Source organism: Streptomyces triticagri, assembly GCF_003429565.1.
Lineage (GTDB): Bacteria > Actinomycetota > Actinomycetes > Streptomycetales > Streptomycetaceae > Streptomyces > Streptomyces triticagri.
Genome location: NZ_QUAK01000218.1, coordinates 1 through 23035, shown reverse-complemented (window position 1 = coordinate 23035; position 23035 = coordinate 1). Strand labels below are relative to the sequence as shown.

Below are 23035 nucleotides of genomic sequence, written 5' to 3'. Positions count from 1 at the left end.
GCCGGTGCGCGGGACGCCTGGTGCGTACCGCGCACCGGCCGGCGACTGCGATTCATATGAAGTTGGCGGCCATCATCTCTTCCGTACGACGACGAAGTCGGCGAGCGCGACGAACTGCGCCCGTACCTGTGCGGGCATGTCGATCTCGTCGAGCGACTCGACCGCCGTGGTGTGCTGCCGGCGGGCCTCCTGCGCGGTCCACTCGCGACCGCCCGCCTCCTCGATCAGGGCGGCGCGGGCGGCGAACTCCTCCTCCGAGAAGTTCTCGAAATCGCTGCTCTTGGCGTCCTCGGCGAGCAGTTCACCGAGCCGCTCGGAGGCCGGTCCGCCGGCCGCGAGCGCGGCGACGACCGGCAGGGACTTCTTGCGCTGGCGCAGATCGCTCCAGGTCTGCTTCCCGGTGGCCTCCGGGTCGCCCCAGATGCCGAGCAGGTCGTCGACCGCCTGGAAGGCAAGGCCGAGGTGGTAGCCGTACCGCTCCAGGACATCGGCGGTACGGTCGTCGGCGCCGCCGAGGAGGGCGCCGATGGAGGCCGCGCAGGCGAGCAGGGCGCCCGTCTTGTTGCCCTCCATCTCCAGGCATTCCTCGACGGTGACGCGCTCGCGGTGCTCGTAGCTGATGTCCTGCGCCTGGCCGTCGATGAGTCCGCGGGTGGCGGCGGTCAGGCGGCGGGCGGCGCGGCCCGCCTCGACGGTGCCGAGCTCCAGGAGCACCTCGTTGGCCAGCGCGAAGAGCGCGTCGCCCACCAGGATCGCCTGGGCGGGACCGTGCACCTTCCACACCGTGTCGCGGTGCCGGCGCTGCTCGTCGCCGTCCATCAGATCGTCGTGCAGGAGCGAGAAGTTGTGCACCAGCTCCACGGCCACCGCGCCGGGGACACCGGTCTCCGGCGGCGCTCCGGTGACCTCGGCGGAGAGCAGAGCGAGGGCGGGGCGTACGGCCTTGCCCCCGTCGCCGTCGGAGGGCCGGCCCTCGGCGTCGATCCAGCCGAAGTGATAGGCCGCGACGGTGTCCATGGGCGGCGCGAGGCGGTCCACGGCCGCGCGCAGCACCGGCGTGGCCAGGGTCCGCCCGCGCTCGAGCAGCGCGGGCACGTCGGCACTACCTGCGGGGGTCGCAGCCGGTTCGGCCGAGGGCACAGTCGGCACAGTCTCTCCTCTGGTTCCAGTTCTGGTGCTGCTCATGCGGCCTCCCGGAAGAGCCGGTCCCGGGGTCGCCCGAGCGTGGTGAGTGCGGCCTCGGCGGCCAGGGTGCCGCTGCGGACGGCGCTCTCCATGGTCGCGGGCCAGCCGGTGGCGGTCCACGCTCCGGCCAGGTAGAGGCCGGGCGTACGGGTGCGGGCGCCGGGCCTGAGCCGGCCGACGCCAGGAGTCGGTGCGAAGGTCGCCGTGCGTTCCCGGGTGACGAAGAAGTCCCGTACGCCCGCGCCGCGCGCGGCCGGCAGGAGCCGCTCGAGCTCGGGCAGATAACGCTCCCTGAGCGCGGCCACCGGTGCGTCGATCTCGTCCTGTGCGACGGACTGGGAGACGGCGAGGTACTGGCCGGCGCCGGTCAGGCCCGAGGCCTCGGTGCGGTCGAAGACCCACTGCACCGGGCTGCCGAGCGCGGTGAAGAAGGGGCGCTTGAGCACCTTGCGGTCGTAGATCACATGCAGATTGAGGATCGGCGCGGTGCCGATGCCGAGGATCGAGTCCTGGTCGTCGAGGGATCCGGCCGGCAGCAGCGCATGCGCCTCCTGCTGCGGTACGGCGAGCACGACGGTCCCGGCGTCGATCCGCTCGCCGTCCGTCTCGACGCGCCAGGCGCCGTCCTCGATGCGGCTCAGGGAACCGACCCGGGTGCGGGTCTCGACCCGGACGCCCGCCTTGTCGAGTGCCGTGCGCGCGAGAGTGTCGTGAAGTTCGCCGAGCGGGACCCGGGCCCAGCCGATGTCGGCGGCGCCGGGCTCGCTGAGCAAGCCGGTCTTGAAGACCATCGCGGCGAGGGAGAGCGAGGCGTCGCCCGCCTCCGCGTTGAGTGTGGCGATGCCGACCAGGTCCCAGAGCGCCTCGACGGTGCGCGGGGACTGCCCGTGCCGGGCGAGCCACTGGCCGAAGTTCTGGTCGTCGAGTGCCGGGTCGGCGAGGTCGAGGCCCTTCAGGGCGAGCGCGGCCCGGCCGACGGAGGCCCGCTCCCCCAGCGACAGGTGCGGATAGCGGGCGAGGCTGGACGCCAGGTGCAGCGGTACGGGGAGCGCGGTGCGGCGCAGCCGTCCGAGGCGGTTGCGGTCGGCGTCGAGCACGGGGACGTCGAGACGGTCCTGCAGCGGCGCGAGGCCGGCGCCGTCGATCCGGTCGAGGAACCAGCGGTACGCGGTGCAGCAGCGCAGATAGACGTGCTGGCCGTTGTCCACGGTGAGCTCGCCGCGGCGGAACGAGAACGCGAGGCCGCCCAGGCGCGGGCGCCCCTCGAGCAGAGTCACCCGCAGCCCCGCGTCGGCCAGCGCGAGCGCGGCGGTGATCCCGGCGAGTCCGCCGCCGACGACCACCGCGGCCGCCCTCTCGGGGCGGCCGTCAGGTCCCGTGCCCTGCCGGTCGGGCGGCATGTCGTACGTGGTCATGCGCCCTCCCCTTCCGACCCGCCGCCGGCGTACGCGCGCAGGGTCACCGCAGTCAGTGACGCAGGGCCGCCGGACAGGGTTGCCCGCTGCCCGGTGGATTCGCCCCGCCGCGTGCCCGGGCGGTCGAGGGTGCCGCTCACGTGCGCCTCCTGGCGTTCTGCCGGGAGACGTGGCGCGCGTCGAGACCGGAGAGGCCGCGCACGGCGACGTAGGCCTTCTCCCGGCCGGGCAGCGAGACACGGCCGCGCAGTACGGCCTCCGGGTCGCGCTCGATGCGGTCGAGGAGGCGACGGTAGATCCCGGCCATGGCGGCCACGCAGGCGCCGCTGCGCCGGTCGAGCATGGGCAGCAGCCGGTAGCCCTCGGCGAACAGGGCGCGGGCGCGCCGGACTTCGAAGTGCACGAGCCCGGCGAAGTCGGCGCCCGCCGGGGGCTCGGAGGTGGCGAAGCCGGCCGCACAGCCGAACTTGGCGAGGTCGTCGGCGGGCAGATAGGTCCGCCCCTCCTGCGCGTCCTCGCGCACATCGCGCAGGATGTTGGTCAGCTGCAGCGCGAGACCGAGGGTGTCGGCGTACTCGGGGGCGCGTTCCGCCTGACGTGCGCCGGGTTCGGTGCCGAACACCCCGAGCGAGAGCCGGCCGATGGCGCCGGCCACACAGCGGCAGTAGACCTTGAGGTCGTCCCAGGTCTCGTAGGTCTCCCCGGCCACGTCCATCAGGACGCCGTCGATGAGCTCGTCGAGTCCGCCGAGCGGGACCGGAAAGGCCTGGGCGGCGTGGGCGAGGGCGACGGCCACCGGGTCGGTGTCGTCCTCGTCGACCGCGCCGTCCCTGATCCGGCCGAGCAGGCTCCTGGTGTCCTGCAGGCGGTCGCGCTTCACCTCGGGTGCGAGCGGTCCGTCGCCGATGTCGTCGACCCTGCGCGAGAAGGCGTAGAGCGCGGACATCGCCTGCCGCTTCGGCGCCGGCAGCAGCCTGATGCCGTACGCGAAATTGCGTGCCTGCTGTCCGGTGACGGCCTCGCAGTAGCTGTACGCGGCGCGTACCGGCGCCGGCATCTCCTGGTGTTCCTCGGTGTCTCCCACGGTGCGGCTCACCCCTCTCCTCGCAGAGTCGCACCCACCTCGCGCAGCAAGCGCGGCTTGGTGGGCTTGGGCGGTCCCTGAAGTACGTCGAATTCCGCGGCCTCGACCGCCCGCAGCGCCGCACGCCCCCCGGCGACGAATCCGGCGAGCAGCAGCCGGAGCCTGCCCTGCACGCTACCCACGAGCGAGGTGCCCTCATTCAGGAGTCCGCGGGCGCGTTCCGCCTCGAAGGCGACCAGGGCGCGCACCGGTGCACCCGCGCTCGGCGCGGCCAGATCCGCCTCGCTCACCGCGAAGCGCTTCAGGTCCTCGGCGGGCAGATAGATCCGGTCCCGGGAGAGATCCTCGGCGACGTCCTGCAGATGCTCGACGATCTGCAGTCCGCTGCAGACGGCGTCCGAGCGGCGGACCCGCTCGGGGCTTGTGGTGCCGGTGATGGCGAGGACGAGGCGGCCGACGGGGTTGGCCGACAGTTCGCAGTACGCGAGGAGGTCGTCGTACGTGGCGTAGCGGCGTACCAGCTGGTCCTGCCGGTTGGCCTCGATGAGGCCGGTGAAGGGCTCGGGGGTGAGCCGGTGGCGGCGGACGGTGGGCTGCAGCCGGCGCAGGAGCGGATGCCGCGGTTCGCCGGGGCCGAAGACGCGCTTCAGGTCGGCTTCGAAGGCGTCGAGCATCGCGAGCCGGTCGTCGGCCTCGTCGGGGTGCACTCCGAGGGCTCGGGCGTCGGCGCCGCCGGGTGCGAGGTCGCCGTCGCCGATGTCGTCGACGAGGCGGGCGTAGCCGTAGACGGCCATCAGATCGGCGCGCCAGGCCCGGGGCAGGAAGAAGGGGGCCACCGGGAAGTTCTCGTCGGCAGCCTTGTCGAGGGTCGCCCGCGCGGGGGCGCCGGGACTTGCCACCCGGCCGCCCGTCACCGGGCGCTGCCTCGTACGGGAACGGCTGAGGCCCCTCGGACCTGGGAGTTTTCCGTAGCCATTGCCGTCACATCTCCCGTTCTACACTGCGGACCCAATGCATCCCATTTCGGACACGCCGCCGCCCGGTCCAGCTTACGTTGTACAGGCTCGGGTGGTTTGCCGGGGTGTTCTGCGCATCACAACAACGCACCGTTTGATGTCAACATTCCAGTGGTTCACCGCAGTTGACCAAGAATTGACGCACTGCGCAGTGCGCACAGGGCACGCAGCGGCCCCGTCGGTCACTTCCGACGGGGCCGCCGACCGCAGAGCTCGCCGCTACTTCGCGGTGAACTTCTCGTACTCCTTGAGGACCTCTTCGGTCGGGCCGTCCATGCGCAGTTCGCCGCGCTCGAGCCACAGGACCCGGTCACAGGTGTCGCGGATCGACTTGTTGTTGTGGCTGACCAGGAAGACCGTTCCGGCCTCCTTGCGCAGCTCCCTGATGCGGGCCTCGGAGCGCTTCTGGAACTTGCGGTCTCCGGTGGCGAGCGCCTCGTCGATCATGAGGACGTCGTGGTCCTTGGCCGCCGCGATGGAGAAGCGCAGGCGGGCGGCCATACCGGAGGAGTAGGTGCGCATGGGCAGGGTGATGAAGTCGCCCTTCTCGTTGATCCCGGAGAAGTCGACGATGTCCTGGTAGCGCGCCCTGATCTGCTCGCGGGACATGCCCATCGCGAGCCCGCCGAGTATGACGTTCCGCTCCCCGGTGAGGTCGTTCATCAGGGCCGCGTTCACGCCGAGCAGGGAGGGCTGGCCGTCGGTGTAGACCTTGCCCTTCTCGGCGGGGAGCAGTCCGGCGATGGCCCGCAGCAGGGTGGACTTGCCGGAGCCGTTGGACCCGATGAGGCCGATCGCCTCGCCGCGGTACGAAGTGAAGGAGACGCCCTTGACGGCGTGCACCTTGCGCACGCCGCGCTCCTCGCCGCGCTTGAGGATGCGGCTGAGTGCGGAGGTGGCGCTGCCCTTGCCGGTCTTGGCGCCGTTGACGCGGTAGACGATGTGCAGCTCGTCCGCGATGACGGTGGGTACGTGCGCCTTGTCGGTGATCTTGTCGTCAGCCACGGCCGTACTTCTCCTCTGCCTTCCAGAAGTAGACGAAGCCGACGACGCCGGCGAGGAGCGCCCAGCCGAGGGCGAAGGCCCACACGTGGTGCGGCAGGAACTCCTCGTACGTGTAGTCGTCGATCATGGCGAAGCGGATCAGGTCCATGTAGATCGCCGCCGGGTTCCACTGCAGTACGTCGCTGACCCAGCCGGGCACGTCCTTGTCGGCGAGCATCGCGGGGATGCTGAACATGACGCCGGAGGCGTACATCCAGGTCCGCATCACGAACGGCATCAGCTGGGCGAGGTCGGGAGTCTTGCTGCCGAGCCGAGCGAAGATCAGCGCGAGTCCGGTGTTGAAGACGAACTGCAGGAGCAGCGCCGGCACCACGAGGAGCCAGGACCAGGCCGGGAAGATCCCGAAGCCCAGCATGATCACGACGAGCACGATCATCGAGAAGAGCAGCTGCTGCAGCTGCTGCAGCGCGAAGGAGATCGGCAGCGAGGCCCGCGGGAAGTGCAGCGCCCTGACCAGGCCGAGATTGCCGGAGATGGCCCGTACACCCGCCATGACCGAGCTCTGCGTGAAGGTGAAGACGAATACGCCGGTCACCAGGAACGGTACGTAGATGTGTTCCGGGATGCCCTTCCGGGCGCCGAGCAGCAGGCCGAAGATGAAGAAGTAGACGGCGGCGTTGAGCAGCGGCGTCACCACCTGCCACACCTGGCCGAGTTTCGCCTGGCTGTACTGGGCCGTCAGCTTCGCCTGCGAGAAGGCGATGATGAAGTGCCGCCGCCCCCACAGCTGCCGGACGTACTCGAAGAGGCCGGGCCGGGCACCGCTCTGCGACAGGCCGTACTTGACGGCGAGCTCGGCCCTGGTCAGTCCGTCGTCGGCCGACGGTGGGGCACTCACCGCGACACCCCCGTCATGCGTTGTCTCACTCACCACTGGAAACTTTCGTCCTCATAAAAGCGCACACCGGATGACGCGCGCGGCCTCGAACAAGAGCCCGGGGTCACGGCCCGCATGCTTGTCGACACGAGCTTGTCAGATGACGGGAGGCCGGCCCAGTCGGGTCAGCCGCCACACCGTACGCCACTTCATCGGCCTCCTGGGGCCGCAGGGCGTCGTCCAGCCCTCCTTGAATCCGCCGAACCATGCCTTGAGCGCGGGCCGCGAGGGGCGCCTGGCCAGAGTCAGCAGCATCCAGACCCCGAGGTACACGGGGACCAGGGGCGCGGGCAGATTGCGGCGGGCGAGCCAGACCCGGTTGCGGGCGACCATGCGGTGGTAGACCGCGTGCCGGGAGGGGGCGGTGGTCGGGTGGTGGAGGACCATGTCCGCCCGGTAGTCGATCCCCCAGCCCGCGTCCAGGGCGCGCCAGGCGAGGTCGGTCTCCTCGTGGGCGTAGAAGAAGTCGTCCGGGAGGCCGCCGACCTCGGCGATGACGGCGGTACGCACCGCGTTGGCGCCGCCGAGGAAGGTGGTGACCCGGGAGCTGCGCATCGGGTCGGCGGCGCGAAGGCGCGGGACGTGCCGGCGCTGGGTGACGCCGGTGTCCGGATCGGCGATGCGGAAGCTGACGATGCCGAGCTCGGGATCCTCGGCGAAGGCCTCGCGGCACAGCCGGGCGGTGTCGGTGTTCGGCAGCAGGCCGTCGTCGTCCAGGAAGAGGAGGATGTCCACGTCCTGGCCGCCGGGGCCGAAGGCCTCGATGCCGACGTTGCGGCCGCCGGGGATGCCGAGGTTCTCGGGGAGCTCGACGGTCCGTACGCCCTCGGGAACCTCCGGGACCGGGGAGCCGTTGCCGACGACGACCACCTCGACGGGGTCGCCCTCCTGCTTGGCGACCGAGTCGATGAGAGCGCGCAGTTCTTCGGGGCGGTTGCCCATCGTGATGATGACCGCGCCGGCCTTGAGGGACTTCGTGGGCGCAGTCACTTGAGCCTGCTCGAGACGAGGACGGACACCAGGTGGAGGAGCGTCTGGAGCAGGGCGATGCCGGCGAGTACGGCGACGCCGAGCCGGGTGAAGAACAGGTCGTCCCGGATCTGGTCGACGATCGCGAGCAGCAGGATGAGGAACGAGGCCTCGACGCCCTGGATCAGCCGGTGGAACTTGAGCGCGGCCGCGGCATTGCGGGCGAGCGCCATGCCGGAGGAGCGCGGCTCGGCGGCCGACTCCTTGACCGGCGGGAGTCCGCCCTGGTGCCGGGCGACTCCGACGAGGTCGGTCTCCGCCTTGATCAGTACGGCGCCGAGCGCGGCGAGGGTGCCAAGGAAGGCCCAGAGCCAGTCGATCCGGCCCTCGCCCCAGAGGTCGGCGGCCCGCAGGCCGAGGCCGGCCAGGACCGCGGCGTCGCAGACGTACGCGGCGACGCGGTCGAGGTAGACGCCGGCGAGCGAGTACTGCTTCTTCCAGCGGGCCAACTCGCCGTCGACACAGTCGAAAAGGAGGTAGAGCTGCACCATCACCACTCCGAGCACCGCGCCCCAGACACCGGGGACGAGGAGCACGGGTGCGGCGAGGGCGCCGGCGAGGGTCATCACGTAGGTCACCTGGTTCGGGGTGACCTTCGTGTTCACCAGGTGGCGGTCCACACGCAGCGAGAGCTCCCGCATGTAGAGCCGGCCGGCCCAGTGCTCGCCGCTGCGGCGGTCCTTCACCCCGGCGGGGTGAACGACCGGGCGCAGTTCAGCTACCGATGGTTTTGACATAGTCGGCGTAGGCGTCCTTGATCTGGTCGGCGTTGTAGTCGAGGTGCTCGAGGATCGTGTAGCGGCCGGGGCGGGTCTGCGGGGCGAAGAGCACCGCCTCCACCAGGTCCTGGTCGCTGTAGCCCATCTCCTCGGCGAGGACCGGCAGGCCGTGCCGGCGCAGCGTGTCGACCATCTCCTTCGCGGTGTCCAGATCGCCGCGCAGGAAGGTGGCGAACGCCCCGCCGAAGCCGCACTGCTCGCCGTGCTGTGCGTTGCGCTTGGGGAAGCGCAGGTCGAAGGCGTGGCAGATCTCGTGGCACGCGCCGGACGCGGGCCTGGAGTCGCCGGCGACCGACATCGCCAGACCGCACATCACCAGGGACTCGGCGAGCACGCTCAGGAAGGCGTCGTCGCCGATGCCGCCCGGGTGCCGCAGCACCGCGTGGGCGGCCTGGCGGGCCATGGCGGCGGCCAGGCCGTCGACCTGCTCGCCGTTGACCCTGTGCGAGAGCTCCCAGTCGGCGACCGCGGAGATCTTGCAAATGACGTCGCCGATGCCGGCCCGCACGAAGCGGGACGGTGCGTCCCGGATGACGTCGAGGTCGATGACCACGCCGATCGGGTTCGGCACGCCGTACGAGCCGCGGCCCGCGTCGTTGTCGAGCGTGGCGACCGGGGAGCACAGACCGTCGTGCGCGAGGTTGGTCGCCACGGCGACGAGCGGAAGGCCCACGCGCGCGGCGGCGTACTTCGCGCAGTCGACGACCTTGCCGCCGCCGAGCGAGACCACCGCGTCGTAGCGGCCGGACTTCTTGATCGAGTCGGCCAGCTTCACGGCGCCGTCGATGGTGCCGTCGGCGTCGTCGAACCAGTCCGCGCCCGGGAAGGCCGGGGCGAAGCGCTCCTGCAGCATCTTGCCGGAGCCGCCGTTGCTGATCGCGAAGGCGAGCTTGCCCGTGGGGGCGATGCGCTGGTCGGTCAGGATCGTGGCCAGATCGTCCAGCGCCCCGGCCCGGATGTCGACGACAACCGGGCTGGGCATCAGCCGGGTCAGTACTGGCACGCGATCTCCCGCCCCTTGGCCAGGTCGTCGTGGTTGTCGATCTCGACCCACTTGATGTCGCCGATCGGCGCGAAGTCGATCTTGAAGCCGCGGTTCACGAGCTCCTGGTAGCCGTCCTCGTAGTAGAGGTCGGGGTCGCGCTCGAAGGTGGTCTTGAGGGCGTCGGCGAGCTCGTCGGCGGCGGAGCCCTCGATGAGCGTGACGCCGATGTACTCGCCGGTGGCCTCGCTGGGGTCCATCAGCTTGGTGATCTTCTGGACGCCCTTGTCCGCGTCGGCGACGACCTTCATCTCCTCGTCGGCGAGCTGCTTCACCGTGTCGAGCGCGAGGATGATCTTCTGGCCGTTGCCGCGGGCGGCGAGCAGGGTCTTCTCGACGGAGACCGGGTGCACGGTGTCGCCGTTGGCGAGGATCACATCGTGCTTGACGGCGTCACGGCCGCACCACAGGGAGTAGGCGTTGTTCCACTCCTCGGCCTTGTCGTTGTCGATCAGGGTCAGCTTGAGGCCGTACTTCGCCTCGAGGGCCGCCTTGCGCTCGTAGACCGCTTCCTTCTTGTAGCCCACGATGATCGCGACCTCGGTCAGGCCGATCTCGGCGAAGTTGCCGAGGGTGAGGTCGAGGATGGTGATGTCACCGTCGACGGGCACCAGGGCCTTGGGCAGGGTGTCCGTGTAGGGACGCAGACGCCGTCCGGCGCCTGCCGCAAGGACGAGGCCGATCATGCGGGTTCTCCTTCATCGTGTACGGCGGGGGCGCCACGTTCCGCGGCGCCGACCCAGAAGCGGATGCTCTCGAGGAGCACCACGAGTGCCACGGCCACGGCGAGGGCCGTGAGCGCGACGGTGAAACCTCGGTCGGAAAGGAAGGCGGCAGCGACCGCGACCGCAAGCGTCCTGCCTTCGTGCCCGCCGATGACCCGCACCAGCCAGTGCGGGGGCGCGCCGGTGCCACCGCGAATGCGGTACACCGTGTCGTAGTGATGGTAGGCGACTGCGGCCACCAGTCCGAAAGCCGCGGGCAGGGCGCCGTTCACCTCGGCCCTGGCGGCGAGCACGAGGATCGTGCCGTACTCGGCGGCGCGGAAGAACGGCGGCACGAGCCAGTCGAGCGGCCCCTTCAGCGGGCGGGTCACCGCGAGTCCGGAAAGGATCACGTAGAGGACCGCGCCGACGGTCACGGCGAGGGTGTCGTCGGTGAAGGCGCAGCCGACCACGAGCGCGCCGCCGAGCAGGGCGAGGACCGGCGGCAGGAACCTGCTCGCCGGGATCCCGCGGCCGAAGCCGGCCACCAGGTGGGCGAGCGGTCCGCTGTCGGCGAGGTCCGCGAGTGCCCGAGCGGCCCGGTCGGTGCGCACGGCCCGGCGGGTCAGCGAGCGCAGGACTCGGCCGGCGGTGGTGTAGCAGGCGGCGAAGGCGCAGCCGATCAGCAGGGCGTAGAAGGTAATGCGCGGGGTGGTGAGCGCCGTGAGTACGGCGATCATGGCCCAGCGTTCGCCGATCGGCAGGACGATCATCCGGCGCAGCCAGACGGTCAAGGCGACGCTGTCCAGGCGGCCCGAGAGGGTCGCGGTGGGGCTGGTGTTGGCGGTGGCGTCGTGATTCGCCTCGTTGAACGAGAAGTCGACGACGTGCCGGCAGGTCTGCAGCACCATCGCGCCGAGGGCCAGCACCCATACGTCGTCGCCGCCGCGGGCCGCGCCGAGTGCGAGGCCCGCGTAGTAGGCGTACTCCTTGGCCCGGTCGAAGGTGGCGTCCAGCCAGGCGCCGAGTGTCGAGTACTGCAGCGAGTAGCGGGCCAGCTGCCCGTCGGTGCAGTCCAGTACGAAGGAGAGGAGGAGCAGCACTCCGGCGGCGACGAAGCCGCCGCGGGTGCCGGTGGCCGCGCAGCCGGCCGCGATCAGGGCGGTGATCAGCGATGCGGTGGTGACCTGGTTCGGCGTGAGCCCGCGGCGCGCGCACCAGCGGGCGATGTAGCGGGAGTACGGGCTGATGCAGTACGTGGTGAAGAAGCCGTCACGGGACTTGACCGCGGTGCGCAGCCGTACGGCCTCGTCGTCGACGGCGGCGACGGCGCGGGCCGCCTCGTCGCGCTGCTCGGCTCCGGCGGGGACGGTGGCGACGAGGGAGCCGAGCTCCGGGCGGTGCAGCTGCGCACCGTCGGCCGTGAGTTCGACATCGATGCGGTCGGTCACGGCGTCGACGGCGAGTGCGTCACCGGCCGTCCCGCGTACGGCGCGCAGCAGCGCGCTGCGGGCGGCCGGAAGTACGCAGAGGGCGCCCGGTACCGCTCCCGCCGGGAAGCGCGGGTCGGTCAGGGCCAGCCGCAGCGCGTGCACATGCCCGACGAAGGCCGGGTCGACGAGGGCGACCCGCGCTCCGGCGGGCAGCGCCGAGAGCAGTTCGCCGGCCTCGGCGGCCGTGGCAGCGGTCCGCACCTCGAAGCCGAGGTCGGCCAGATCGCCCTCGAGGGACGATCCGGGGACCGGAGACCCGGTGAGGATGGCGGTCGACAGACGAACTCACTCCTTGAGGGGCCGGTGGCGCCGAGGCGGCGCACCGGACGGCATGCGAGGGCCTCCGGGCCCAAGCGTCGGGCCTGGCCCTGGCGGCATGTCGGCAGAGGTTATCGGATGCTCGGAAGCTGTGGTTCACCGCCCGTTCACGGCCCCATAAGGGCGGTCCCCGGGGCGGCGGGGCCGCGGACATCATCGTTGATCACGCCCTCGCACGACAAACCGCGCCCTTCCACCGGCCCGCCCCCGGCGATCTTGCCGACCCTCTGACCAGGCATCATTTCCGCAGGTCAGGGCACATGACAACGGTGTTCAGTGCCGTGTTGCCCGATACCCCCTACCCGTAGTTCACTGAGGTCGCCGGGGCCGCCGGAAGCGATCGGAGTCCGGCCGGACCGAGGCGGAATGTCCGAAGCCGTATCGACCCGAGGGGGAAGCGATGGGGGCAGGGCACGACCACGGTCACGCACACGGTGCGGAGGCCGGCGGCACCGTGTCGGCCGCGTACCGAGGGCGGCTGCGGGCCGCGCTCGGCATCACGCTCGGCGTGATGGTCGTCCAGATCGTCGGCGGACTCATGGCCGATTCGCTGGCCCTGGTGGCGGACGCGGCGCACATGGCGACCGACGCGGTCGGCCTCGCCATGGCCCTGTTCGCGATCCACTTCGCGGGCCGCCCCGCGACGGACAACCGCACCTTCGGCTACGCCCGCGCCGAGATCCTCGCGGCTCTGGCGAACTGTCTGCTGCTGCTCGGCGTCGGCGGATACGTCCTCTACGAGGCGATCGAGCGGTTCATCACCCCGGCCCAGACCGACGGACCGCTCGCGATGCTCTTCGGCGCGATCGGCCTGGTGGCGAACATCGCATCGCTGAGCCTGCTGATGCGCGGCCAGAAGGAGAGCCTCAATCTGCGCGGCGCCTTCCTCGAGGTGCTCGCGGACGCCCTCGGCTCCGCCACGGTGATCGTCGCAGCCCTGGTGATCATGCTCACCGGCTGGCAGGCGGCGGACCCGATCGCCTCGCTGGTGATCGGCCTGATGATCGTCCCCCGTACGGTGCGACTCCTGCGCGAGACCCTCGACGTACTCCTCGAGTCGGCGCCGAAGGGCGTGGACATGAACGAGGTGCGCCGGCACATACTCGAGCTGCCCGGCGTTCAGGACGTGCACGATCTGCATGCCTGGACGATCACCTCGGGCATGCCGGTGCTCTCCGCCCACGTGGTCGTCAGCCACGAGGCACTGGACGGGGTCGGGCACGAGAAGATGCTGCACGATCTGCAGGGCTGCCTCGGGGAGCACTTCGACGTCGAGCACTGCACCTTCCAGCTGGAGCCGGGCGGGCACGCCGAGCACGAGGCGGGGCTCTGCCACTGACCCCGCGATCACGGGTCGGGCACGCGGGGATCGCCGGCCACGCACGGTGATACAGTGGCCGTCGATTCCTTGGAGGTGGGTTGATGACTGTCGCGTTCCGCGCCGCTGTGCGCAGCGATCAGGTTCTCCCCGTCCTCCGGGCTCGCGGCTGACCGGCGAGTACGCCGCCCCGAGCCCAGGGCCGATCCGGCCTTCGTTCAAAGGGATTCTCACGTTGTCCGACGACACCGCCTCGTACGAGGCCTTCTTCACCCTGCATCACGGCCTTCCCCGCCAGGGGCCCGGCTCCGATGCGACCACCCGTCATCTGCTGTCCCTTGCCGGTCCGCTGCCGAGCCGTCCGCGCGTGCTCGATCTGGGCTGCGGTCCCGGCCGCAGTGCGCTGCTGCTCGCCGCCGAGGCGGGTGCCGATGTCACCGCGGTCGACCTGCACGAGCCGTTCCTCGCGGAGCTGAGGAGCGCGGCCGAGGCGCGCGGTCTGGCCGATTCCGTGCACACCGTCCGTGCCGACATGGGCGATCTGCCGTACGCGGACGGGTCGTTCGACCTCGTCTGGGCCGAGAGCTCGGCGTACAGCATCGGCTTCGACGCGGCGCTGCGCTCCTGGCGCCGGCTGCTCGCGCCCGGCGGCACCCTGGTGCTCACCGAGTGCGAGTGGACGGCGCCGGAGCCGTCCGCGGAGGCCCGCGCCTTCTGGGCGGCGCACTATCCGCTGTGTGACCGGGAGGCGAATGTCCGGTCGGCGCATGCGGCCGGCTACCGGGTGCTCGGCACGTACACCCAGCCCGAGTCCGACTGGGACGAGTACTACGGCCCGCTGGGCAAGAGCACGGAGGCGGCGGACCCGTCGGATCCGGGCATGCCCGAGGCACTCGCGGCCACGCGCGCGGAGCTGGCGATGCGCGCCGAGCACGGGACGGAGTACGGGTACGCGGGATATGTGCTGCGCCCGTCCGGCTGGACCGTGCGGCCGGAGGAGCCGGCCGATGCGGCCGCCGTGCACGCGGTGAACGCCGCGGCCTTCGAGACCGGCGCCGAGGCCGATCTCGTCGACGCGCTGCGCACCGACCCGGAGGCCTGGCTGCCCGGGCTCGGGCAGCTCGCCGAGGCGCCCGACGGCTCGGTCGCCGCGTACGCCCTGCTCACCCGGTGCTCGGTCGGCAGGGCGCCGGCGCTCGCGCTCGCCCCGGTGGCGACCGCTCCCGAGTATCAGAACAAGGGAGCGGGCACGGCGGTCGTGCACGCGGCTCTCGAAGTGGCACGCGCGCGTGGAGAGCGGCTCGTGGTGGTGCTCGGTCATCCCGAGTACTACCCGCGCTTCGGCTTCACGCGGGCGTCCGGCCTCGGGATCTCAGTGTCCTTCGACGTACCGGACGAGGCGCTGATGGCCCTCGTCCTGGACGGCGCGGACCGTCCGCCGCGTGGCACGGTCAACTATCCGGCCGCCTTCGGCGTCTGATGCCGTGTGTTCCTTCCGGCCGCCCCGACGGGCGGCCGGAAGGGACATGCAGGAGGGTACGAAGTGCCGGGAGTGCCGGAATCGTGCGGCAGACTTGTGATCCTGTTTCCGGACCGGCGCGGGGCCTCCCGCCTGCTCGGTTCCGGAGATTCTGAGGTTCGATACCACAGCGAAGGATGGCCATGCCGATCACACCAGCCACCGCGGCGAACGGTTCACCGCAGGAGTCGACCGACGAGCCGATCTTGCTCGAACTGGTCGACGAGGACGGCACGACGATCGGCACGGCCGAGAAGCTCTCCGCGCACCAGCCGCCCGGCCGGCTGCACCGGGCGTTCTCGGTGTTCCTCTTCGACGAGCGCGGCCGTCTTCTGCTGCAGCGCCGGGCGCTCGGCAAGTACCACTCCCCCGGTGTGTGGTCCAACACCTGCTGCGGTCATCCGTATCCGGGCGAGTCGCCGTTCGCCGCGGCTGCCCGGCGCACCCATGAGGAGCTCGGGGTCTCGCCCTCGCTGATGGCCGAGGCGGGCACGGTGCGTTACAACCATCCGGACCCGGACTCGGGGCTTGTGGAGCAGGAGTTCAACCATCTCTTCGTCGGGATGGTGCAGTCGCCGCTGCGGCCGGATCCGCAGGAGGTCGCGGAGACGGCCTTCGTCACGCCGGCGGAGTTGGCGGTGCGTCATGAACAGGGGCCGTTCTCGGCGTGGTTCATGACGGTCCTCGACGCGGCGCGTCCGGCGGTCAAGGAGCTGACGGGGCCCGCTGCGGGCTGGTGACCACGCGTCCCGCGCGGGACGGTTGCGTCAGAGCGGCGGCGTACGGGGTTTGAGCGGCAGGGCCGCCCAGATCACCTTGCCGCCGCTCGCGGTGTGTTCGGCGTCGCAGACACCGCCCGCCTCCTGGGTGATCTCGCGGACCAGCAGCAGTCCACGGCCTCCGGTCTGCCCCTGATCGGCCTCGAGGGCCCGCGGCCGGTACGGATGGCTGTCCTCGACCGAGACCCGCACCCACTCGGCACCGACGGCCACCTCGACGGCCAGCATCGGGGAGAGCACGGCGGCATGGCGTACGGCGTTGGTCACCAGCTCCGAGGCGATCAGGAGCAGGCCCTGGAGGATCTCCTCGCCCACCGGGACGCCCTGCCGGGCGAGCAGGTCACGGACCGCATGCCGGGCCTGGGGCACCGAGGCGTCCACCGCCGGTGCGCTGAATCTCCAGACGCCTTCGTACGGCAGCGGTCCCGCCGCCGGCGCGTCGGTGGGCGCACCCCCTCCGGCCTGCGGGCTCGGGATCTCACCCCAGCCGCCGTTGTCCATCCCGCGGTCGCCACCCTCACGCTCGATCGTCGCCACACCACCGAGTGTGGGAACGTTCTGGTCCGTACCGCATGACTGATCAGAACTTGGCGACTATCGACGCTTTCTGACCGCCGACGTATGAGCTGGCGTATGACAGCGTCAGTTGTGGGACTGATCCTGCTCTTCTTCTGCTGCCTTCGGAGGCGCCGGGGAAGCAGGCGGCGGGCGCAGGCGGTCCCGCTCCGGTTCCTCCACCAGGCTGACGATCCGCCGGCCACCGAGGCCCATCGCGAGCAGGCCGAGTCCGTCGAAGAGCAGGGCGAGTGAGAAGAAGGTGCCGATCACGTAGAGGCTGCTGCTCGGCCATTCGGCGAGCACCAGAACGCCGAGCAGAATGCCGAACGCACCCTGTACCAGGGTCAGTCCGAACTGCGGGCCGCGCACCACCACACTGCCGACGAGCCGGAACACACCGCCGGTCAGGAACAGCAGGGCGGCGAACATGGTCAGCGCCGCCGCGGTGCCGGTCGGGTGCCGGATGACGACGACCCCGGCCGCGAGGTTGAGCGCGGCGACGACCACGCCGAGCCAGAAGAAGCTGCTGCCGCGCATCTGCACCGCCTGCAGCAGACCGACCAGGCCGCCGACGAGCAGCAGCCAGCCGAAGAGCAGCATCGAGGTCAGGGTGGCCACGCCGACGTAGATCAGGCCGAGCAGTCCGCCGAGGACCAGGACGACGCCGAGCGCGGCGAGCCAGCCCAGGCTGCGGCGCAGTCCGCGGCCTTCCGGCGAGGGGGATCCAGCGGTCGCGGTCATCGGTCCCTCCTTGTGGCACCCCCCGCACCATCGGCAGCCCCCTCACTGATCGTACGTTCGACCCCGGCGGATAGCATCCGGCGCATGGGGCACATCAAGGGCGCCGACGGGGCTGCCGGGAGCGAGTCGGCGCGGCTGCGGCACACGGTCGCGGAGGGCGTCGCCACCGTGGTGATCGACCATCCGGCGAAGCGGAACGCCATGACCGACGCCATGTGGGCCGCGCTGCCACCGCTGCTCGACGGGCTCGCGGCCGATCCCGCCGTGCGGGCCCTGGTGCTCACCGGGGCGGGCGACACCTTCTGTGCGGGCGCGGACATCTCGGGGCTCGGGCAGCCGGGCGGTGCCGCGCAGGAGCTCGCGGTCCGGGCCGAGGACGCGCTCGCCGCCTTCCCCAAGCCGACGCTCGCCGCGGTACGGGGCTACTGCGTGGGCGGCGGCAGCCAGTTGGCGGCGGCGTGCGATCTGCGGTTCGCCGAGGAGGGCGCCTCGTTCGGGGTGACACCCGCCAAACTCGGCATCGTCTATCCGGCCTCGTCGACGGCGCGTCTCGCTGCTCTGGTGGGGCCTGCCACGGCCAAGTTCCTGCTGTTCTCCGGTGAGTTGATCGACGCGGCGCGGGCGCTGCGCACCGGCCTGGTGGACGAGCTGTGGCCGGCCGACCAGCTGGACAAGCGCGTCGGCGAGTTCACCCGGACTCTGGTGGCGCGCTCGCAGTTGACCCAGGCGGCGGCCAAGGAGTTCGCGGACGGCCGCGTGGAGCAGGCGGCGTACTGGGCCGAGCAGGCACGGACCGGCGGTGACACCGCGGAGGGCGTGGCCGCCTTCCTGGAACGGCGGGCGCCCCGTTTCACCTGGACGCCTCCGCGGTGACCGGCCCCGGAGGCCGCGGCGGGTCAGCCCGTCGCCGCCTCGCGGAAGCGGCTCCGGCCGCGGAACCGGTCGACGAGATGGGCCGGTGCCTTGTCCGGCGACCCGGCGTCGTAGGGCGGCTGGGGGTCGTACTCCGTCATCAGCTGGATGGACTGGGCCGCCTCGTCGCCGGCGATCCTGCCGACGAGGGTGAGGCCCATGTCGATGCCCGAGGAGACGCCGGCCGCCGTCACGTACTTGCCGTCGAAGACGACGCGCTGCGCCGTCGACTCGACGCCGAGGCCGGCGAGCATGTCCAGGGCGAGCCAGTGCGAGGTGGCGCGGCGGCCCCGGAGGAGTCCGGCCGCGGCGAGGGCGAGCGAGCCCGTGCACACGGAAGTCGTCCAGGTGCTGGTGGCGTCGGCCGTACGCAGCCACCCGAGCAGCTCCTCGTTCTCCATCTGGTCGCTCTGTCCGGGTCCGCCGGGCACCACCAGGATGTCCGGGTCCGGCACCTCGGCGAAGGTCTTGTCGGCGACGAGTCCGAGCCGGCCCTGGTCGTCACGCACCGGGCCGGTGCGCTCGGCGACGAACACCACCTCGGCGCCGGGCATCAGGCCGAGCGTCTGGTACGGGCCGATGGCGTCGAGGGCGGTGAAGCGCTCGTAGAGGGCGATGGCGATCTGCATGTGGGGTCCTGTCGTTGAGAGTCGGCGGTGCTCGGTGCGGGTGGCCGGTGCCGCGGGACGGACGGCGCGTCAGTCCACGGGCGAGGCGTGGAAGCGGCGGCGGTACTCGGCCGGCGAGGCGCCGAGCGCCTTGAGGAAGGCCCGCCGCATCGCCTCGGGCGTGCCGTATCCCGCCGCGCGCGACACCTCCTGCACGCCGGACGAGGTGTCCTCGAGCAGGCGGCGCGCGTGCTCCAGGCGTACGCCTTCGACGTACCGGCCGGGCGTCGCGCCGGTCTCCGCCCGGAAGGCGCGCGCGAAGTGCCGCGGCGAGAGGCTGGTGCGTGCCGCGAGCGCCTCGACCGAGAGATCGGCGTCCGGGTGTTCCGTGATCCACTGCTGGACGTCGCGCAACGGCTCGCGCCGGGCGGTCTGTGCCGCGAGCTGGACGCTGAACTGCGCCTGGTTTCCCGGCCGTCGGAGGAAGACCACCAGATGGCGCGCGACGGTGAGCGCCGCCTCCCGGCCCAGGTCCTCCTCGACCAGGGCAAGGGCCAGATCGATGCCGGACGTCACTCCGGCCGAGGTGGCCACCCTCCCGTCCCTGACGTAGATCGGATCCGGATCGACCTCGATGTCCGGATGATCGCGCGCGAGCTTGTCGCAGTACGCCCAGTGGGTGGTGGCGCGGTGACCGTCCAGGAGGCCTGCGCGGGCGAGCAGGATCGCGCCGGTGCACACCGAGACGAGGCGTTCGGCGCGCGGGCCCTCCTCGCGCAGCCACTCGACGAGCCGTGGGTCCGGGTCCCGGGTGCCCCGACCGCCCGGTACGACCAGGGTGCGCGCGGCCGGGGCGTCGGCCAGGGCGAGGTCCGGGACCAGGGTGAGTCCGCTGGAGGTACGGACCGGCGCTCCGTCGAGCGATGCCGTACGGACCCGATAGGTGTCCGGGGCTCCGACGGCGTGCCCGGCTCCGGTGAACACCTCGATCGGGCCGGTGAGGTCGAGGCTCTGCACGTCGTCGAAGAGGAGCACGAGGACGGTGCCCTGGGGCGATGGCTGCATGACCACGATTCTTCGGCGCCGGTGCGATGTCCGCAATGACGAGGATCCCACCTATCCCGCCATCGAGTAGGTGCTTCTCGCCGGCGGTGGGAGTGCCCTTCCCGGCGTACTAAGCAGTCGGTAACGTGCGGGCATGACTTCCCTGCCCGCGCGCGCCGGACGCCGCTGCCACAACGCCGTCAATCCGCTGCACTCGATGCTCTACTTCTCGCCCGATCTGGACGAGGCGCTGGCCGAGGTCGGCGTCAAGGACGCCGACGCCGCGTACTTCGCGGGGCGGGCCGAGGCGAGCCGCATCAAGGGCGCAGGACCCTCCTACTTCGCGGGGCGGGCCGCGGCCATGGGCCCCGTCGGTCCCGGTGTCGTGACCGCCGCCTTCTACAACTTCAAGCACGAGCTGGTCGCCCAGTCGCTGCCGGAGGTCTGGCGCGTCGCCTCCCCCGAGACCGTGCTCGCGGCGCGGCTCCGGGCCGTCGACCGCACCTGGCGCCGGCTGCTCGGCGAGGAGACCGTCGCCTCGGCCGGAGTCGCGGAGGCCGCCGAGCTCACTCTGCGCGCCACCGAGGCCTGCACTCGGCAGGCCAGGCCGCTGTACGCCGCGCACGCCGATCTCCCGGTGCCCGATGAACCGCACCTCGTCTACTGGCACGCCGCGACCCTGCTGCGCGAGCACCGCGGCGACGCCCATCTCGCCGTGCTGCTCGCCGCGGGCCTCGACCCCGTGGAGGCGATGGTCAGTCACTCGGCCACCGGAAAGGCCATGTCGGCGACGTGGCTGCGCAAGAGCCGCGGCTGGACCCAGGAGGAGTGGGACGGCGCCGGGGCACGGCTGCGGGAGCGCGGACTGCTCGACAGGGACGGCGAGTTGACCGACGAGGGCGTGGCGCTGCGCCGCGACATCGAGACCGAGACGGACCGACTGGACGCCGCCCCGTACGAGCACCTCGGGGCGGCCGGAGTCGAACGCCTCACCGAACTCGCCGGGGGACATCTCGCCCAGGCGTTCGCCGCGGGCGCCTTCCCGGCGGACCTGCTCGGCAAGGCCTGAGCGCTCCGGCCTGCGCAGGTCCGACGGCGCCGGTCCGGCCCGCCCGGACGCACCGGCCCCCGGCGCTGTCGGTGCCACCTGCCACAATGCTGGCTCAAGCTCAGCGAGAAGGCGGTACGGGAATCGTGACACTGAAGCTGCCACCCTCCGTGGCGAGCATCGAAGGCAGGATCGCCGAGGAGCTCGGCGTACGCGAGCGGCAGGTGAAGGCGGCCGTCGAGCTGCTCGACGGCGGCTCGACGGTGCCGTTCATCGCCCGCTACCGCAAGGAGGCGACGGAGCTCCTCGACGACGCACAGCTGCGCACCCTCGAGGAGCGCCTTCGCTATCTGCGGGAGCTCGAGGAGCGGCGCACGTCGGTCCTCGATTCCGTACGGGAGCAGGGCAAGCTCACCGAGGAGCTGGAGCGGAGCATCCGGGCGGCCGACACCAAGGCCCGCCTCGAGGACATCTATCTGCCGTTCAAGCCCAAGCGCCGCACCAAGGCGCAGATCGCCCGCGAGGCCGGCCTGGAGCCGCTCGCCGAGGGACTGCTCGGGGATCCGGGCGTGGAGCCGCTCGCGGCGGCGGCCGCGTTCGTGGACGCGGACAAGGGCGTCGCGGACGCGCAGGCCGCGCTGGACGGCGCCCGCGCGATCCTCACCGAGCGCTTCGGCGAGGACGCGGACCTGATCGGCGAGCTGCGTGAACGGATGTGGCAGCGCGGCCGGTTCGCGGCGAAGGTGCGCGAGGGCAAGGAGAGCGAGGGCGCCAAGTTCGCGGACTACTTCGACTTCGCCGAGCCGTTCACCGAGCTTCCCTCGCACCGGGTGCTCGCGATGCTGCGCGGCGAGAAGGAGGAGGTCCTCGACCTCACCCTGGAGCCGGAGGAGCCCACCGAGGCACCCGGCCCCTCCTCGTACGAGGGCATCGTGGCGCAGCGCTTCGGGATCGCCGACCGGGGTCGCCCAGGTGACAAGTGGCTGCAGGACACGGTCCGTTGGGCCTGGCGCACCCGGATCCTGGTGCATCTCGGGATCGACCTGCGCCTTCGTCTGCGTACGGCCGCGGAGGACGAGGCGGTCCGGGTGTTCGCGGCGAATCTGCGCGATCTGCTGCTCGCGGCTCCGGCCGGGACCCGGGCGACCCTCGGCCTGGACCCGGGCTTCCGTACGGGAGTGAAGGTCGCCGTGGTGGACGCCACCGGCAAGGTGGTGGCGACCGACACCATCCATCCGCACGTCCCGGCCAACAAGTGGGACGCGGCGCTCGCCACCCTGGCGAGGCTCGCGGCCGCCCACTCGGTGGACCTGATCGCGATCGGCAACGGCACGGCGTCCCGCGAGACGGACAAGCTGGCCGGTGAACTGATCGCAAAGCACCCGGAGTTGAAGCTCACCAAGGTGATGGTCTCGGAGGCCGGCGCCTCGGTGTACTCGGCCTCGGCGTTCGCCTCGCAGGAGCTGCCCGAGCTCGATGTCTCGCTGCGCGGCGCGGTGTCGATCGCCCGCAGGCTGCAGGACCCGCTGGCCGAACTGGTGAAGATCGACCCCAAGTCGATCGGCGTCGGGCAGTACCAGCACGACTTGTCCGAGGTGAAGCTGTCCCGCTCGCTCGACGCGGTGGTCGAGGACTGTGTGAACGGCGTGGGGGTGGATGTGAACACGGCATCGGCTCCCCTGCTGGCCCGCGTCTCGGGCATCGGCTCGGGCCTCGCGGAGAACATCGTGGCGCACCGCGACAGCAACGGCCCGTTCCGGTCCCGCAAGGCGCTCAAGGACGTGGCCCGCCTCGGCCCGAAGGCGTACGAGCAGTGCGCGGGCTTCCTGCGGATCCGCGGCGGCGACGACCCGCTGGACGCGTCCAGCGTGCACCCGGAGGCCTATCCGGTGGTGCGCCGGATGGCGAAGACCACGGGCGGCGAGGTCGCGGCGCTGATCGGGAACAGCTCGACGCTGCGCTCCCTGCGCCCCGACGAGTTCGTGGACGACTCCTTCGGTCTGCCGACCGTCACGGACATCCTCAAGGAGCTGGAGAAGCCGGGCCGCGACCCGCGGCCGGCCTTCCGCACCGCCTCCTTCAAGGACGGGGTGGAGAAGATCTCCGACCTGGCTCCGGGCATGGTCCTGGAGGGTGTCGTGACGAATGTGGCGGCCTTCGGTGCCTTCGTCGACGTCGGGGTGCACCAGGACGGTCTGGTGCATGTATCGGCGATGTCGAAGACGTTCGTCAAGGACCCGCGCGATGTGGCGAAGCCGGGCGACATCGTGAAGGTCAAGGTCCTGGATGTCGACATCCCGCGCAAGCGGATCTCGCTCACCCTGCGCCTGGACGACGAGGCCGCGAAGGAGTCCGGCGAGGGCGGCGGCCGGGGCGCACGCGGCGGACGTCCGCCACAGCAGCGCGGCGGCCAGGGCGGTGAGCAGCGCGGCGGCGGACGCGACCGGCGCGGAGGCAACCGCGAGCGCCGGGGTGGCAACGGCGACCGGCACGGCTCGGGC

At 71.6% G+C, this 23035-nt stretch carries 21 protein-coding genes; 6 read left to right on the top strand and 15 right to left on the bottom strand.

All coding sequences use genetic code 11. The features are described 5' to 3' along the window. Positions 1-72 precede the first annotated feature (72 nt). The 11 genes from DY218_RS29120 to DY218_RS29070 form a co-directional block, all read right to left on the bottom strand. The gene (locus tag DY218_RS29120) at positions 73-1185 is read right to left on the bottom strand and encodes a polyprenyl synthetase family protein (protein WP_128559144.1); all 1113 of its coding nucleotides are present in this window, start codon (positions 1183-1185) and stop codon (positions 73-75) included. Continuing rightward, entirely contained in the window at positions 1182-2600 is a 1419-nt protein-coding gene (gene hpnE / locus DY218_RS29115; RefSeq protein ID WP_407703699.1) for a hydroxysqualene dehydroxylase HpnE, read from the bottom strand. Before hpnE ends, DY218_RS29120 begins: the two co-directional genes overlap by 4 nt. Positions 2601-2736: 136 nt before the next feature. Then, positions 2737-3657 carry a presqualene diphosphate synthase HpnD gene (hpnD, locus tag DY218_RS29110; protein ID WP_128559147.1) on the bottom strand — a complete coding sequence of 307 codons (921 nt, stop codon included), beginning with the start codon at positions 3655-3657 and terminating at the stop codon, positions 2737-2739. 35 nt (positions 3658-3692) lie between these two features. After that, positions 3693-4583, bottom strand: a complete 891-nt coding sequence (gene hpnC, locus DY218_RS29105) for a squalene synthase HpnC (protein ID WP_233521958.1) — start codon at positions 4581-4583, stop codon at positions 3693-3695. A gap of 336 nt (positions 4584-4919) precedes the next feature. Then, positions 4920-5705, bottom strand: coding sequence for an ABC transporter ATP-binding protein (locus tag DY218_RS29100; RefSeq protein ID WP_128559142.1), 786 nt, complete (start codon positions 5703-5705; stop codon positions 4920-4922). Beyond that, on the bottom strand, positions 5698-6636 hold the full coding sequence (locus tag DY218_RS29095) for an ABC transporter permease (protein WP_128559141.1): 939 nt from the start codon (positions 6634-6636) through the stop codon (positions 5698-5700). Before DY218_RS29095 ends, DY218_RS29100 begins: the two co-directional genes overlap by 8 nt. Before the next feature lie 102 nt (positions 6637-6738). Further along, positions 6739-7584: a glycosyltransferase family 2 protein gene (locus tag DY218_RS29090; protein WP_128559146.1), complete on the bottom strand. Its 846-nt coding sequence runs from the start codon at positions 7582-7584 to the stop codon at positions 6739-6741. Between the two features lie 44 nt (positions 7585-7628). Continuing rightward, positions 7629-8408, bottom strand: coding sequence for a CDP-alcohol phosphatidyltransferase family protein (locus DY218_RS29085; RefSeq protein WP_128559140.1), 780 nt, complete (start codon positions 8406-8408; stop codon positions 7629-7631). Beyond that, entirely contained in the window at positions 8386-9453 is a 1068-nt protein-coding gene (locus tag DY218_RS29080; RefSeq protein WP_128559139.1) for an iron-containing alcohol dehydrogenase family protein, read from the bottom strand. The genes DY218_RS29085 and DY218_RS29080 overlap by 23 nt, the downstream gene beginning before the upstream one ends. Beyond that, positions 9441-10178, bottom strand: a complete 738-nt coding sequence (locus DY218_RS29075) for a phosphocholine cytidylyltransferase family protein (RefSeq protein WP_128559138.1) — start codon at positions 10176-10178, stop codon at positions 9441-9443. The genes DY218_RS29080 and DY218_RS29075 overlap by 13 nt, the downstream gene beginning before the upstream one ends. Continuing rightward, on the bottom strand, positions 10175-11968 hold the full coding sequence (locus DY218_RS29070; RefSeq protein ID WP_128559137.1) for a DUF5941 domain-containing protein: 1794 nt from the start codon (positions 11966-11968) through the stop codon (positions 10175-10177). The genes DY218_RS29075 and DY218_RS29070 overlap by 4 nt, the downstream gene beginning before the upstream one ends. A gap of 439 nt (positions 11969-12407) precedes the next feature. On the opposite strand from DY218_RS29070, the gene DY218_RS29065 reads away from it, so the two are divergent. The 3 genes from DY218_RS29065 to idi all read left to right on the top strand — a co-directional run bounded on the left by DY218_RS29065 (position 12408) and on the right by idi (position 15584). Beyond that, entirely contained in the window at positions 12408-13346 is a 939-nt protein-coding gene (locus tag DY218_RS29065; RefSeq protein ID WP_128559136.1) for a cation diffusion facilitator family transporter, read from the top strand. Between the two features lie 214 nt (positions 13347-13560). Further along, the gene (locus DY218_RS29060; RefSeq protein WP_128559135.1) at positions 13561-14805 is read left to right on the top strand and encodes a bifunctional class I SAM-dependent methyltransferase/N-acetyltransferase; all 1245 of its coding nucleotides are present in this window, start codon (positions 13561-13563) and stop codon (positions 14803-14805) included. A gap of 182 nt (positions 14806-14987) precedes the next feature. Next, the gene (idi, locus tag DY218_RS29055) at positions 14988-15584 is read left to right on the top strand and encodes an isopentenyl-diphosphate Delta-isomerase (protein WP_128559134.1); all 597 of its coding nucleotides are present in this window, start codon (positions 14988-14990) and stop codon (positions 15582-15584) included. Positions 15585-15611: 27 nt separating this feature from the next. Here the strand turns inward: idi and DY218_RS29050 are convergent, their stop codons facing one another. Then, positions 15612-16124, bottom strand: a complete 513-nt coding sequence (locus tag DY218_RS29050; protein WP_128559145.1) for an ATP-binding protein — start codon at positions 16122-16124, stop codon at positions 15612-15614. A gap of 141 nt (positions 16125-16265) precedes the next feature. Further along, positions 16266-16922 (bottom strand): HdeD family acid-resistance protein, encoded by a 657-nt coding sequence (locus DY218_RS29045; RefSeq protein ID WP_128559133.1) that lies wholly within the window; start codon positions 16920-16922, stop codon positions 16266-16268. Between the two features lie 84 nt (positions 16923-17006). On the opposite strand from DY218_RS29045, the gene DY218_RS29040 reads away from it, so the two are divergent. Beyond that, positions 17007-17795: an enoyl-CoA hydratase/isomerase family protein gene (locus DY218_RS29040; RefSeq protein WP_128559132.1), complete on the top strand. Its 789-nt coding sequence runs from the start codon at positions 17007-17009 to the stop codon at positions 17793-17795. Positions 17796-17818: 23 nt separating this feature from the next. On the opposite strand, the gene DY218_RS29035 is transcribed toward DY218_RS29040, so the two are convergent. Further along, positions 17819-18463: a DJ-1/PfpI family protein gene (locus DY218_RS29035; protein WP_128559131.1), complete on the bottom strand. Its 645-nt coding sequence runs from the start codon at positions 18461-18463 to the stop codon at positions 17819-17821. A 69-nt stretch (positions 18464-18532) separates the two neighbouring features. Continuing rightward, positions 18533-19507 (bottom strand): GlxA family transcriptional regulator, encoded by a 975-nt coding sequence (locus tag DY218_RS29030; RefSeq protein ID WP_128559130.1) that lies wholly within the window; start codon positions 19505-19507, stop codon positions 18533-18535. A gap of 133 nt (positions 19508-19640) precedes the next feature. Between DY218_RS29030 and DY218_RS29025 the strand changes: the two genes are divergently transcribed. Together DY218_RS29025 and DY218_RS29020 are read left to right on the top strand one after the other, a co-directional pair. Continuing rightward, a complete protein-coding gene (locus DY218_RS29025) occupies positions 19641-20555 on the top strand; it encodes an SCO6745 family protein (protein WP_128559129.1) in 915 nt (304 codons plus the stop codon). 125 nt (positions 20556-20680) lie between these two features. Further along, positions 20681-23035, top strand: a 2355-nt coding sequence (locus tag DY218_RS29020) for a Tex family protein (RefSeq protein WP_233521957.1), incomplete at its 3' end; no start/stop codon positions are given.

Coding starts and splice junctions, on each gene's coding strand:
- DY218_RS29045 (WP_128559133.1), bottom strand. CDS start 16,922: ATGACCGCGACCGCTGGATCCCCCTCGCCGGAAGGCCGCGGACTGCGC.
- DY218_RS29090 (WP_128559146.1), bottom strand. CDS start 7,584: ATGGGCAACCGCCCCGAAGAACTGCGCGCTCTCATCGACTCGGTCGCC.
- DY218_RS29075 (WP_128559138.1), bottom strand. CDS start 10,178: ATGATCGGCCTCGTCCTTGCGGCAGGCGCCGGACGGCGTCTGCGTCCC.
- hpnD (WP_128559147.1), bottom strand. CDS start 3,657: ATGCCGGCGCCGGTACGCGCCGCGTACAGCTACTGCGAGGCCGTCACC.
- DY218_RS29035 (WP_128559131.1), bottom strand. CDS start 18,463: ATGCAGATCGCCATCGCCCTCTACGAGCGCTTCACCGCCCTCGACGCC.
- DY218_RS29065 (WP_128559136.1), top strand. CDS start 12,408: ATGGGGGCAGGGCACGACCACGGTCACGCACACGGTGCGGAGGCCGGC.
- DY218_RS29120 (WP_128559144.1), bottom strand. CDS start 1,185: ATGAGCAGCACCAGAACTGGAACCAGAGGAGAGACTGTGCCGACTGTG.
- idi (WP_128559134.1), top strand. CDS start 14,988: ATGCCGATCACACCAGCCACCGCGGCGAACGGTTCACCGCAGGAGTCG.
- DY218_RS29025 (WP_128559129.1), top strand. CDS start 19,641: ATGACTTCCCTGCCCGCGCGCGCCGGACGCCGCTGCCACAACGCCGTC.
- DY218_RS29050 (WP_128559145.1), bottom strand. CDS start 16,124: ATGGACAACGGCGGCTGGGGTGAGATCCCGAGCCCGCAGGCCGGAGGG.
- hpnE (WP_407703699.1), bottom strand. CDS start 2,600: ATGACCACGTACGACATGCCGCCCGACCGGCAGGGCACGGGACCTGAC.
- DY218_RS29030 (WP_128559130.1), bottom strand. CDS start 19,507: ATGCAGCCATCGCCCCAGGGCACCGTCCTCGTGCTCCTCTTCGACGAC.
- DY218_RS29040 (WP_128559132.1), top strand. CDS start 17,007: ATGGGGCACATCAAGGGCGCCGACGGGGCTGCCGGGAGCGAGTCGGCG.
- DY218_RS29085 (WP_128559140.1), bottom strand. CDS start 8,408: ATGTCAAAACCATCGGTAGCTGAACTGCGCCCGGTCGTTCACCCCGCC.